The organism is Pseudoalteromonas sp. SG43-4, from assembly GCF_014164325.1.
In the GTDB taxonomy this organism is placed as follows: domain Bacteria; phylum Pseudomonadota; class Gammaproteobacteria; order Enterobacterales; family Alteromonadaceae; genus Pseudoalteromonas; species Pseudoalteromonas distincta.
The window spans coordinates 114,383-127,349 of the sequence record NZ_JACJFB010000010.1 but is presented as its reverse complement, the minus strand read 5'-3'; the positions used below and the strand labels follow the sequence as shown (position 1 = coordinate 127,349).

The 12,967-nt window shown below is 39.3% G+C and carries 10 protein-coding genes; 5 read left to right on the top strand and 5 right to left on the bottom strand.

Annotated elements, in window-relative coordinates:
• Window positions 1–41: 41 nt before the first annotated feature.
• Window positions 42–1,958, bottom strand: coding sequence for a molecular chaperone DnaK (gene dnaK, locus H5160_RS11735; protein WP_182716357.1), 1,917 nt, complete (start codon window positions 1,956–1,958; stop codon window positions 42–44).
• A 241-nt stretch (window positions 1,959–2,199) separates the two neighbouring features.
• Between dnaK and H5160_RS11730 the strand changes: the two genes are divergently transcribed.
• Complete coding sequence (locus H5160_RS11730) at window positions 2,200–3,015, top strand: thioesterase family protein (RefSeq protein ID WP_182737518.1); 816 nt, start codon at window positions 2,200–2,202, stop codon at window positions 3,013–3,015.
• Here H5160_RS11730 and H5160_RS11725 read toward each other — a convergent pair.
• Window positions 3,004–3,750, bottom strand: coding sequence for an ABC transporter substrate-binding protein (locus H5160_RS11725; protein WP_182737517.1), 747 nt, complete (start codon window positions 3,748–3,750; stop codon window positions 3,004–3,006). The two genes, H5160_RS11730 and H5160_RS11725, sit on opposite strands and share 12 nt — an antisense overlap.
• 164 nt (window positions 3,751–3,914) lie before the next feature.
• On the opposite strand from H5160_RS11725, the gene H5160_RS11720 reads away from it, so the two are divergent.
• Genes H5160_RS11720 through H5160_RS11710 form a run of 3 tightly spaced genes read left to right on the top strand, consistent with a single transcriptional unit; the run spans window position 3,915 to window position 7,341 of the window.
• On the top strand, window positions 3,915–5,081 hold the full coding sequence (locus H5160_RS11720) for a paraquat-inducible protein A (RefSeq protein WP_259417070.1): 1,167 nt from the start codon (window positions 3,915–3,917) through the stop codon (window positions 5,079–5,081).
• Window positions 5,078–6,733 carry an intermembrane transport protein PqiB gene (pqiB, locus tag H5160_RS11715; RefSeq protein ID WP_002959056.1) on the top strand — a complete coding sequence of 552 codons (1,656 nt, stop codon included), beginning with the start codon at window positions 5,078–5,080 and terminating at the stop codon, window positions 6,731–6,733. The genes H5160_RS11720 and pqiB overlap by 4 nt, the downstream gene beginning before the upstream one ends.
• A complete protein-coding gene (locus tag H5160_RS11710; protein ID WP_182737514.1) occupies window positions 6,733–7,341 on the top strand; it encodes a PqiC family protein in 609 nt (202 codons plus the stop codon). The genes pqiB and H5160_RS11710 overlap by 1 nt, the downstream gene beginning before the upstream one ends.
• Here the strand turns inward: H5160_RS11710 and H5160_RS11705 are convergent.
• Together H5160_RS11705 and H5160_RS20440 are read right to left on the bottom strand one after the other, a co-directional pair.
• Window positions 7,338–7,679 (bottom strand): GNAT family N-acetyltransferase, encoded by a 342-nt coding sequence (locus H5160_RS11705; protein WP_310736671.1) that lies wholly within the window; start codon window positions 7,677–7,679, stop codon window positions 7,338–7,340. The two genes, H5160_RS11710 and H5160_RS11705, sit on opposite strands and share 4 nt — an antisense overlap.
• 201 nt (window positions 7,680–7,880) lie before the next feature.
• Entirely contained in the window at window positions 7,881–8,108 is a 228-nt protein-coding gene (locus H5160_RS20440) for a hypothetical protein (protein WP_404936232.1), read from the bottom strand.
• A gap of 323 nt (window positions 8,109–8,431) precedes the next feature.
• Between H5160_RS20440 and H5160_RS11695 the strand changes: the two genes are divergently transcribed.
• Window positions 8,432–9,814: a Na+/H+ antiporter NhaC family protein gene (locus tag H5160_RS11695; protein ID WP_024604188.1), complete on the top strand. Its 1,383-nt coding sequence runs from the start codon at window positions 8,432–8,434 to the stop codon at window positions 9,812–9,814.
• Between the two features lie 247 nt (window positions 9,815–10,061).
• Here H5160_RS11695 and H5160_RS11690 read toward each other — a convergent pair whose 3' ends face one another.
• Complete coding sequence (locus tag H5160_RS11690) at window positions 10,062–12,944, bottom strand: insulinase family protein (protein WP_182737513.1); 2,883 nt, start codon at window positions 12,942–12,944, stop codon at window positions 10,062–10,064.
• Window positions 12,945–12,967: the final 23 nt, after the last annotated feature.

The following is a 12,967-nucleotide window of genomic DNA, read 5'->3' as shown; positions in this document are numbered from 1 at the left end:
TGAGTTAAGTGTTTTTGGCTAGCGAGAAGCGTTAGCAACAATTACTTGTCGTCTTTCACTTCTTCGAACTCTGCATCAACAACATCGTCGTCTTGCTTAGCTGATTGCTGTTGCTCGCCTGCATCTGCTGAACCTTGCTGTGCTTTCGCTTGTGCAATTTCCATTAGTTTTTGAGACTTTTCAGCAAGAGCTTGAGTTTTAGCTTCAATCTCTTCTTTGTTGTCGCTCTTAATAGCAGCTTCTAAATCTACAACAGCCGCTTCAATCGCTTCTTTGTCTTCGCTTGGTAATGCATCGCCAGCTTCTTCAATTTGCTTACGAGTACCGTGTACTAGAGCATCAGCTTGGTTACGAGCAGCTACAAGTTCTTCAAACTTTTTATCGTCTTCAGCATGTGCTTCTGCATCACGAACCATTTTTTCAACTTCTTCATCACTTAAGCCTGAAGATGCTTGAATTGTGATTTTTTGCTCTTTACCTGTATCTTTATCTTTCGCAGATACATGTAAGATACCATCGGCATCAACATCGAATGTTACTTCGATTTGCGGTGTACCACGTTGTGCTGGGCGAATACCTTCTAGGTTAAATTGACCTAAAGATTTATTGTCGCTTGAACGTTTACGCTCACCTTGTAACACGTGAATTGTTACAGCAGATTGGTTGTCTTCAGCTGTTGAGAATGTTTGCGACTTCTTAGTAGGAATCGTCGTGTTTTTCTCAATTAATGCAGTCATTACTGAACCCATTGTCTCAATACCTAGAGATAATGGAGAAACGTCTAGTAATAGTACATCTTTAACGTCACCAGCAAGTACACCACCTTGAATCGCTGCGCCTACTGCAACTGCTTCATCAGGGTTTACGTCTTTACGTGGTTCTTTACCGAAGAAATCAGCAACTGTTTTTTGTACTAAAGGCATACGTGTTTGGCCACCAACAAGAATAATATCGTTGATGTCGCTTACTGATAAATCAGCATCAGCAAGTGCACGTTTAAGTGGCTCTAGAGATTTAGTTACTAAATCTTCAACTAGTGATTCAAGCTTAGCACGTGTTAGTTTCACGTTCATGTGCTTAGGACCTGTTGCATCAGCAGTTACATACGGAAGGTTTACTTCAGTTGATTGTGCAGATGACAGTTCAATTTTTGCTTTTTCAGCAGCTTCTTTAACACGTTGCATTGCAAGAGGATCAGTTTTTAAGTCTAAACCTTGATCTTTCTTGAATTCAGCTACTAGGTAGTTGATTACACGGTTATCGAAATCTTCACCACCTAAGTGAGTATCACCGTTTGTAGCAAGTACTTCAAACGTGTGCTCGCCTTCAACTTCATCAATTTCAATGATTGATAAATCGAAAGTACCGCCACCTAAGTCATATACTGCAACGATGTTTTCGCCACGGTTTTTATCCATACCGTAAGCAAGTGCCGCAGCAGTTGGCTCATTGATAATACGTTTAACTTCAAGACCCGCAATACGACCAGCATCTTTCGTTGCTTGACGTTGTGAATCGTTAAAGTATGCAGGTACTGTGATTACAGCTTCAGTTACTTCTTCACCTAAGAAGTCCTCTGCCGTTTTCTTCATTTTTTTCAGTACTTCAGCAGAAATTTGTGGTGCAGCGCGTTTTTCGCCACCCGCTTCTACCCATGCATCGCCGTTATCAGCTTTGATGATTTTAAACGGCATGATGCCGATATCGCGCTGTACTTCTTCGTCTTCAAAACGACGACCAATTAAACGCTTGATTGCAAATAATGTGTTTGTCGGGTTAGTAACCGCTTGACGCTTAGCAGATTGACCTACTAATGTTTCGCCGTCTTGCGTGTAAGCAATAATAGACGGGGTTGTGCGATCGCCTTCCGCGTTTTCAATAACACGTGCTTTGCCACCATCAAGTACTGCAACACAAGAGTTTGTAGTACCTAAATCGATTCCAATAATTTTACCCATGAAACTTCTCCAACTTCAATATTCGTTAATACGTTCGATGACATAGTAAATAGGGATGCGCCAAACTTATTTCAACTGTAAAAATGAAAAAAAATCCATTTTTTGTGATTTATTTACAAAATAACCCTAATAATTGTAAGGAATGGTGATTTTTGCACCGCCAGAGACGTTTTTAATTACTGGTCTGACTAGTTTGGTTGTGTTATAAATTTATTAAATCGCACTATAAAAGGACATCTTCATGCATTTTGAACAATTACTTCTCCAAGCTGCAAAAATTGGAAGTTCAGACAATACCGAACAATTAACTAGCACAATGCAATTTCCAGAAAACTGGTGCCAAGGCAGAACTGCTTTTGGTGGGCTCTCAGCCGCACTGTTGTATCAAGCTATCAGAGGAAAAGTATCCAGTGATCGTCGCCTACTCTCACTCAGTACAAATTTTGTAGGGCCATTACTAGCTGATACTCCTTTTTCGTTATCGGTAGAAATATTACGACAAGGTAAAAGCAGCACACAGGTACTCGCCAAAGCCATTCAAAATGAACAAGTGTGTGTAATTGTACAAGCGTGTTTTGCTAAAAGTAGAGAGTCGGGTGTAAATGTGCCTGTTTCAAAGTCTTTAGGGTTAAAACCGGTAGACGAGCGCCATACTCTACCTTTTATTAAAGGCCAGATGCCTGAATTTTTTCAACATGTTGATTTATGCCCTCAACAAGGTGCCATGCCATTTAGCAGCGCAGAAACGTCTCACTTAGGGGGATGGATGCGCTTTAAACATACGCCCGAACAAATAACTGAAGCGCATGTAATTGCATTAACAGATGCATGGCCACCTACGTTATTACAAATGTTTAAACAACCCGCTCCAGCTAGTAGCATGTCATGGTATTTAGAGTTTGTACAAGAGCCAAACTTATCACCTGGCGAATGGCTTGGCTTTGAAGCAATCACTCATCATTCAAAAGATGGCTATGGTTTAGAAGATGGCTGTATATGGTCACAATCCGGTGAGCTAATAGCGCTTACACGTCAAACAGTGGCGTTATTTGATTGATGAATGGGTTTGGCCTTCATCAACAATTCTTTTATAAGTACCGTTTTGCTTGATGAGCGCCAAACCTATATCAAACTCAGTAGCTAAAGAGAGGTTATTAAAATAAGCAGGTCGCTCTGCTTTTGGAAATAAAGTGTAAATTTGCACAGCTTCGGGTGATTTATGTTGATTGTAGTAATAGTAAAAAATACGCTTATCTAACACAATTACATCCACCCAACCTTTTAACAGCTTATCTACCTGCGCCTTTTGATTAATAACCTCTTGATATGAGCTAAAGTGTTTAACATTACTTTTAAATATAGAAGGCAGATATGCAGTTGCATTTTGAAAAGCAAGGACGTTTTTATTAAACATGCCTTCTATTTCATCAATATTATATTTATTTCGCTTGAGTGTGATGGCTACATTTTCATAACTAAGTACCGGTTTACTTGAGTAAATACCTGCACTACTTTCTCCTGCATAATTTAAAAGTATATCTACTCCTTTATTATGCAATTGATGCTCAGCGCGTTTATTCGACATATATTGCACATTAATATTGGCAAATCCATTAGCCTTTAACGCGGCTTTGATTAAACCTAGGTGTATACCCGAGTCTGTTTTTGCAAAAACATAGGGCGGAATTGATGCGCTCGCGGCGATAATTACTTCTCGCTCTTTATTAATAGCCACAGCATTTTGCGAACAAATAAAGAGCCACATTAGTATGCAGTACAAATAATATTTCACACGCTTCCTTTATATAACGAGCAGCTTGATGGCAGAACGCGTTGTATTAATGTATTAAATATAGCAAAATTGAAGAAATATTCTTCTTGCTTGGTATTAAATTGCAAACTGTCTGCCCCTGTTGTGATCTGATCATAGATATACCTCGCATAATCGCAAAACAAATGGCGATATGCCCACATTGTCACCATAAACTTTGCGAAGCCGATGTTAATCACGACAGTCGCATAGTTGCACTAAGCTTTAGCGCACTATTAATGTTGCTCAGCAGTATGTTTTACCCTTTTATTTCATTTAGTAGTAGCGGTATAACTCAAACTATTACACTGCCCGACGCGGCTCGAATTTTGTTTAATTATGATAGTGAGCTACTTGGCTTATTTATTGATTTGAGCATTATTGCCCTCCCCATGGGTTTGCTTGTTATTTTAATTCCTTTGCATCTTGGGCTTTTAAAAGCATTACCAGAGGGCATAGCAAGGCGACTACTAAAGTTCACTTTGGCGTTAGAGCCTTGGATTATGTCGGAAATATTTTTAATTGGCGTACTTGTTAGTATGGTTAAAATCATGTCGCTGGCTGATATTAGCTTCGGCACGAGTTTTTGGGCTTATGTGGGGTTTGTTATTTTATACATAGCTGCACTTGTTCACTTAAATCGCCCACGCTTATGGGCTCAAATAAAGCCTGTAAAAGTACTCGAAGGCGCAGAGCATGCTAAACGTGCAATAGATGAAAATATTAAAGCCTGCCATGTGTGCCATCAACTATGTACCGGTAATATTTGCCAGCGTTGCCATACAAAAACACACGTCAGAAACCCTTATAGCGTACAAAAAGCAGCAGCCTGGCTAATTACTTCTGTTGTTTGTTATATTCCAGCAAATGTTTTACCTATTATGCACACCACTAGCCTTGGGGATGAATCCCCTTCAACTTTAATTGGTGGGGTTATTACTCTTTGGAACAGTGGCTCCTACCCTATTGCCGCTATTATATTTTTAGCCAGTGTGGTTGTACCGCTTGCTAAGGCATTTGTATTGAGCTTTTTATGCTTTATGGTTACAAGGCCTGCCAATAAACATACAAAAAGTTACACCCGAATTTATCAACTGACTGAGTTTATTGGTAAATGGTCGATGATAGATGTATTCGTGGTTGCTATTTTAGTGGCCTTAGTTCAACTGGGTAATTTAATGTCAGTAACGCCAGGATTAGGCATTGTATTTTTTACAGTTATGGTAATATGCCAAATGATGGCTGCCCATGCCTTTGACCCACGCTTATTGTGGGATTCCCCTAAAAACAAAAAATCAGAGAACAAAGCATGACCGAAACCGCCGAAATAACAAAAGAACCGAAAATTTCCGCTATCTGGATCATTCCGGCAATTGCGCTGTTAGTGGGCATGTGGATGTTATACCAATACCAAGCTAATAAAGGCCCTACTATTTTTATCGAAATGCCACAAGCAGAAGGTATTATTGCAGGTAAGACTGAAATAAAAGTGCGCAGTGTAAAAATAGGTCAAATTGATCATGTTCGGCTATCCGACACGCAAGACAGCGTAATTGCTCGCGCGCAAATAGATAAAAATTACAACGAGCTACTGACTGACGATGCCAAAATTTGGGTCGTAAAACCGCGCATTGATGAAACAGGTATTAGCGGGATGAGTACGTTATTGTCTGGTGTATATTTAGAGTTTTCACCCGGTGAAAGTAAAGAACTAAAAGAGCGTTTTAAGTTACAAGATGAACCCGCCCTCATTGGTAAAGATGTGAAAGGTGGTCGTTTTAAATTAATGAGTTACAACGCTGAAGTACTTGATGTAAGCACCGGTATATTCTTCAAAAATTATAAAATAGGGCAAATAGAAACCGCCACTTTTGATTGGGAAAACCAAGCAATGAAGTATGGCGTATTTATTAAAGCCCCTTATCAAAATCTGATCACCATGAACTCAATATTTTGGGTGAACGCAGGAATTGAAATTGACCTATCTGCCGATGGTATCAATATTAATACGGGCTCTTTGAGTAAACTATTAAAAGGCGGTATTTCGGTTGGTTTACCTGAACAACAGGCCCCGGGTGAAATAGCACAAGATGGGCATAGCTTTTCATTAAGCCAAAGCTATAAAGAGGCGTTAGAAGAGCGCTTTTATGATTTTGATTACTACCTAATTGAATTTGAACAATCAGTTCGAGGACTACGCACAGGTGCACCTGTCGAATACAGAGGTATGCGTGTAGGTACTGTTGTTGAAACCCCTGCCAATGTAATTATTGACGGTAAACCTGCCCACTTTAGAAACCATAATACGGCGGTTCCAGTGCTTATAAAAGTAGAATACGGACGCTTGTATCATGACAGTGCTTCAGCAAAAGAGTATTGGCAAGGTAGTTTAAAAGGCTGGATTGAAAGTGGTATGCGCGCCTCGTTAAAGCCTGGTAATTTATTAACGGGTGCTGTGTATGTAGATTTTGATATATACCCCGACGCGCCAGAAGCACACCTAGGTAAACTTGTGCAGTATGATGTTTTTCCGAGTATTTCTAGCGGTATAACTGTATTAGCAGATCAAGTTTCTGACGTACTTAATAAGGTAAATAACTTAAAAGTTGAAGATAGCTTGGCACAAATGCAAGCTACATTTACCGATTACCGAGCGCTTGCTAATGAAATGCGAGAGCTGCTAAGCCAAAAAGATACACAAAACTTACCTGGCGACTTTAACCGTAATTTCGAAAAGATGACAAAAAGCATGGAGCAGTTTGAAGTCACTATGCGCCAATTTGATAAAACCATGGCCAGTTACCAAGCCGGTTCTGAACTTCATCATCAAATACAGCAAACATTAAAAGAGTTTAAACGTTTAAGTGAGGGCCTACAGCCTCTAACTCGCGGATTAAACGAGCAACCTAATATGCTAATTTTTGATAAATCATTACCAGCAGATCCAAAACCAAGGAAGCAATAATGAAATCGTTATTTTTAACTGCAAGTTTATTATTACTATTGGCAGGTTGTAGTTCATCAATACAAACTGCGACACAGTATTACCAGTTTGAGCAGCCTATAGGTGCATCGTCTCGAAACGTTGCAGATACAGATGCGCAACTAAGAATGCAAACTGTTGTACTTAGAGGCGCTTTAAATAATTTGGGCATTGCTATGAAAATAGATAGCAACCAAATTCATGCTGCAAATTATAACCTGTGGGGCGAATCGCCGGATGTAATGCTTACTGCAACAGCCCAGCAAACACTTTTTAATGCTATGCCCAACTGGATGGTAATAAAAGGCTTACCGGTCATTACTGAACTTGATCAACAAACGTTTTATGAGCTTGAATACGAAATTCACCACTTTAATGGCGATATGCAAGGTAACGCTGATATTTCTGGGCTTTGGCGTTTATATTACACACACCCTGAAACAGGCCGACGCCTTATAAGTATTAATAATTTTTCGCAATTGGTCCCTATTGATGATGATGGCTATGACGGTTTAGTTTCAACACTTGAAGCAACATGGCTAAATATAAACCTAAATGTTGCAAAACAAATAGAACAAGCAAGACTTTAATCGTTAAGTGACAATATAATCACGGCGGTTTTGTCATCATTGATAACCGCCTTGCCCTCTATTTTAAAACCCAATTTTAACAACACATTCTGCGATGCCCTATTATCTGGTGATGTTATTGCACACAGTTTTGTAATTCCAAATTCATGCTTATGTTGCAAAAGTGCGCTGGCCGCTTCAAAAACATAACCCTTTTTTTCAAAAACGCTTACAAGTGCAAAACCTAAATCAGGTTGCAGTAACGCGGCGCGTTTATAAAACCCAACAACGCCAACCACTACAGCATTATGCAAAGTAATAATGTAAGGCCCAAAGCCTTGGCGTACATGAGAAGCAATAAATGACTAGGGCCTGTTGACCTTTCAGGATTAAAATTTGTTCAATCTAGGGGCGATTTAATCGCGGCGTGAGGTTTATAACCTAGTGGGCTAAGTAAAAACCGAGCAACAAAGAGTTAATTGCCCCTAGGTAGAACCCTTCGGGCAGCGCATGTTTGGCATTTATGCTGTGTTATCGCCTATTTATGGGGAATAACCACACTACATAGGCTCTGCCTTGCCTAAATACCAAACATACTGCTGCAAATTTAACCTCGAAAGATAAATAGGCCCTATAATGTACGACTTGGCATCATCAAGGGTATAGATTGCTTTATCACCAATATGCTCTATGAAACTCGCCTGATTAACTAGCTTAAGTAAAATAGCTGCATCAAGCTCATTTGCATGGCGCAATAACAATCGATTTGTTTTAAATACAGCGTTCAATGTAAGCTCCTCTAAAAAACTTTGTTTTGCATGTAACTTTTTGTTGACTGAAATTAAAAAGCAGATTATTTTTGCGCCGATGTTTTTACAGGCACAACAATAGCGGTTTGCACTCCTTGCACCGTCTGGCGCCAAAGCCAACGCGTTTCACTTAAGCCGCTATTTAACATAACTGTTTATGTGTCTCTCCCTCGCGTACAAAAGCAGTGACTTGGAAGATGATTTTACAACAAACTTATCATCTTCTTTGTTTTTGTATAAGCAGTTTAAAAATTAATACTATTGTAATTTTTATACATGCTTTTAATTTTGTGAATACTTAAATGCTTGAACCTTCTGCGTTAAGTTTACTGCCACCTTTGGTGGTAGTTGTATTGGCTGTTGTATTACGCCGCCCTATTTTATCTTTACTTATTGGTGCTTTAGTTGGTTTAGTTATCGCCGATCCTGCACAGGTACTTACTAACTTTGCGAGTACATCGCTAAAAGTGATGACAGACGAAACCATCGGCTGGCTAATACTTGTATGTGGTGGCTTCGGTGCTTTAATCGCGCTATTAGTGCGCACAGGTGGCGCATCGGCTTTTGGCAAGTTAGCCCTTAAATACACTAAAGGTAAACGCTCATCTTTGTTTATGACCTTTTGTTTGGGTGTAGTTATTTTTATTGATGACTACTTAAATGCGCTTACCGTGGGTGAAACCATGAAACGCATTACCGATAAATTTAAAGTGAGCCGTGAGATGCTTGCCTATGTTGTAGACTCTACTGCTGCACCAATTTGTGTACTTGTCCCTTTATCTACCTGGGCGGTTTTTTTTGGTGGCTTACTTGTAGATAACGGTATTGCAGAAGAAGGCAAAGGGATTGCAGTTTATATCCAAGCCATACCGTACATGTTTTATGCGTGGTTTGCAGTGCTTGTTGTTTTACTTGTTGTGCTGGGTATTATTCCTGCGATTGGTCCAATGAAAAAAGCAGAGCAAATGGCACAAATTGAGCAAGCTCAAGTCGACCCTGCTCAATACAATGACGTTCAAACAGCGGATGAATATGCGGTAAAAGCCGTAGAAGAGAACTTTGAAGATGCTGATCCTAAAGGTAAATTACGTAACTTTTTGGTGCCGATTATTTTACTGGTTGCATTTACTGTTTACTTTGAAATAGACGTATACAAAGGCTTATTAGCAACAATGGCGGTCACTCTCCCGTTTTATGCTCTACAAAAATTAATGAGTGTAAGTGAAATGATTGAACGCATGCTTGATGGCTTTAAAAGTATGATCCCCGCGATTGGTACTGTTATAGCTGCGTTTATATTTAAAGATGTATGCGACTTAATTGGTTTGCCTCAGTTTGTTATTGGCAGCTTAAGTCCTTATATGACCGCTGCATACTTACCAGCCGTGGTATTTATTTCAATGGCTATTTTAGCGTTTGCAACGGGGTCTAGCTGGGGTATTTTTGCTGTATCAATTCCCATTGTTATGCCACTGGCTAATGCGGTTGATGCAAACATACCACTGGTCATTGGGGCGCTATTATCGGCTTCTTCTTTTGGTAGCCAAGCGTGTTTTTACTCAGATTCAACCGTACTCGCAGCGCAAGGTTCTGGTTGTAATTTAATGAGCCATGCTGTTACACAATTGCCATACACGCTAATTGCTGCGGCATTAGCTGTTATAGGCTTTTTAATAATGGCTTAAATACTATACCAATCCGCAATAATACTTAATCATTTTGCGGGGCTAAACGAGTTGCTACCTGCGTTAAAAAATTTTCATTTAGAACAACTAAATAGCGAATTTTTTGCCTAGCTATCAACACGTTTTTCCATCCTCAAAATAGATCACTTAATTAAGCGAATTGGTATTATTAGTAAATATAGTGAGATAAATAATAAACCCCAATGTAGTGATACATTGGGGTTTATTTTAGCTACATAAATAAAGCTTATTTTTGTAGTTTAATACCATTGTAATAGGCATCAAGCGTTGTGATTTTAGTTTGATTTGGTAAATCGGCAAAGTCACTTTCTATAAACTTAGTCCCGCGTAATTGCACATTTAAACGTGCAGCATTAGGGTTAAGCATTGTTTGCTTGTAGTAGTCTTTTATATCTGCAAGCGTTACTTTTTCAACTTCATCAATCAGCTTTTGCTTAGAATCAAAGGTAAAGTTTTCACGGTACCAATCGTTTATAAGTGGGCTCATTTCGTCACTTAAGTTTTTAGGCTGCTCTTTAAGTGATACAAGGGTAGAGTTTTTCAGCTGCTCAAAAGTCTCTTCGCTCATGTTATCAAGTTCAACTGCGTATTCTTTTTTAAACTTATCAAAACGAGCTTGTATTTCTTTTGGTCCTTTAACTGGTGTTTGAATATACATACCAATTGCTGAGTAATCCTCGATTGGGCGAGCTAATGCACCTACTGCGTATGCAAGTTGCTCCTCAGTACGCATTTTATCAAACGCAACTGTTCTAAAGTGGCTTTGTAATACAGCTGCTTCTGCTTTTTGTTTGTAACCCGCAACAGGATGAACGGTCATATCAACCACCGCTACATCGGCTACATCGATATCTTTTTGCAGTACCAGTGTTTCGCCCGGTTGTGGCAACCACGCTTTGCTTCGTGCAAATTCACTGCGCTTATGATTACTTGGTAATGTTGCACTTAACTCTTGTGCAATCGCGTCAATATCTTGCTGATCGTAGTTACCGTAACTAAATACGCGTAAATCGTTTTGTGCAAACGTAGCTGTTTTTAATTGTGCTAAGTCGGCAACACTCAGTGAGTCAGCGGCTTTTATAAGCGCATCTGTATCAAAGCCACCTGTACGGGTTAGTTTTGAATACTCGCCAAATGCTTGTGCATACGGAAACTGCTTTTGTTGGTTTAGTAAATTACGTTTAAAGCGATCTACCGCTTGGCTAAATGCTTGTGCTGTTTCATCAGCTTTTAAGCCGGTTAAAGCTTGTTTAAGCAATACATCTTGCTTATCTGTAAAACCACTCATAGATAAAACAAGGCCATTACTCGGTGCTAAGCTTACGCTCATACCGGCGATTGCTGCTTCGGTACTTAACTGACTTTGTTGAATATTGTATAAATCAGCCCAAACAGAATAAAGTACTTCTGCTTTGATATCGTTCAAACCTGGTTGAGTATTTATATAAACTTCAACAAGCCCTTTTGGCTGCTCTGCAAATTTTTGACTTGCTTGGCGCCATACTTTTACACCATTTTTATCGTAAGCAAGTTCTGGGTGTTTTTGCTCTTTAAATGCTTGCGTTTTTATTGCAAAATTTTCAGGCAATAAATTGTTTACTGTTGGTAGTGCTAACTTAAATTCGCTTGGTTTTTTCCAGCTGGCAATTTCATCATCGCTAATGTCATTGATGCGGTATTTACCGTCGTAAAAGTGTAGTTGTGAGTCTGTCTCTTCTTGCTGCGATACATACCAAATACGAAGGGTGTCGGCATTTAACTGCTCAAGTACATTGTTTACAGCGTCAGCGTCAAACTTTGCATAATAATAAGGTGCATTAATAGCGTGATTTAACGGATAGTCTTGCATGCTTTGCGTAAGCGAGCTTACATAATTAAACTCATCACCTTTTTCTAAAAACTTAAACTGGTTATTAAGGGAAGTACGAATTTCGTTGAAGTACTTGCTATCAACGCCTTCTTTTTTAATTAAATCGATGTACTGCATAATAGTCGCAACTATTTCGTCACGATTTTTCATGCCTTCATCTGTAAGCTCTACATTTACATTTAACGAACCATAGTTGCCATATTGATTTGGTGCAGCTGAAGCTGAAAGCTGAGACACCCATCCTTTATCACGAAGAAGTTGCGCTGGGCTGCCCGGCATTTCATTACTTAGTAAATACGCTACAAATCGGTTTGGTTTAAGTGCAAATTCGCTATTATTATTAGCAATGGTGAAATCAAGTTGCAGCTGTTTTACATCTTCATTTGGTGCATAAAACACGCGTTTTCCGCCAGCGTTATCAAAATCAAGTTTTGCAGTCACTGTTGGTTTTTCGATATTTTTATTTTTTATATCAGCAAAGTATTTTTGCGCTTTTTGCTCCATTTCAGCAATAGGTAAATTAGAAATAAGCGCAACTTTCATAATATTTGAAGAGTAGTATTTATTATAAAAATCAACCGTTTCTTTATGAAGTGAACTGTTTTCTTTATCGCCAAGGGTTTCTAGGTTACCAATTAAAAAGCGATTAGCCGGGTGATCGCCCATCATTTTACGCGCGAGTTTAAATTGTCCAAAAAAGTCCATTTCGCGGCGCATTGACCACTCTGCGTTTACTGCATTTTTTTCTTTATCTGTGTATTCTGGGTATAACTTAGGCGCTTTGAAAAAGTCAGCAAAACGGTCTAGCCCTTCATCAAACGCGTCGTTATTAATTTTAAACATGTAATTAGTAATATCGAGCCACGTGTAAGCATTGTGCGCGCCACCATTTTTGGTCATAAAATCAGAATACCCTTTTGTGTCTGGGTAGCGATCTGTGCCTAAAAACAGCATGTGCTCTAAATAATGCGCCATACCTTGCTGCGACATCGGGTCGTGCAGTAAACCAACACCAACGCTTAGTGCCGCTGCTGATTTTTCAGCACCTGGATCTGACACTAAAATTACTTCAATGTCGTTTGCCAGCTTAAGTGTTTTATATTCGCGGTTATCGTTAGGACTTACGACTAACGTATCTGATAGTAAAGAGGCCTGAGGCGCCACTGAAACCGAAGCCGTATTTGAACAACCACTTAAAACTGCAAGTGCGATGGCACTAAAACCAATAATCTTTTTCATTTTTGTTTTCCATTAAAAAGTAT

Bases quoted from the DNA above. Each gene is read 5' to 3' on its own strand.
- dnaK (WP_182716357.1), bottom strand. From the start codon at position 1,958: ATGGGTAAAATTATTGGAATCGATTTAGGTACTACAAACTCTTGTGTT.
- H5160_RS11730 (WP_182737518.1), top strand. From the start codon at position 2,200: ATGCATTTTGAACAATTACTTCTCCAAGCTGCAAAAATTGGAAGTTCA.
- H5160_RS11720 (WP_259417070.1), top strand. From the start codon at position 3,915: ATGGCGATATGCCCACATTGTCACCATAAACTTTGCGAAGCCGATGTT.
- pqiB (WP_002959056.1), top strand. From the start codon at position 5,078: ATGACCGAAACCGCCGAAATAACAAAAGAACCGAAAATTTCCGCTATC.
- H5160_RS11710 (WP_182737514.1), top strand. From the start codon at position 6,733: ATGAAATCGTTATTTTTAACTGCAAGTTTATTATTACTATTGGCAGGT.
- H5160_RS11695 (WP_024604188.1), top strand. From the start codon at position 8,432: ATGCTTGAACCTTCTGCGTTAAGTTTACTGCCACCTTTGGTGGTAGTT.
- H5160_RS11690 (WP_182737513.1), bottom strand. From the start codon at position 12,944: ATGAAAAAGATTATTGGTTTTAGTGCCATCGCACTTGCAGTTTTAAGT.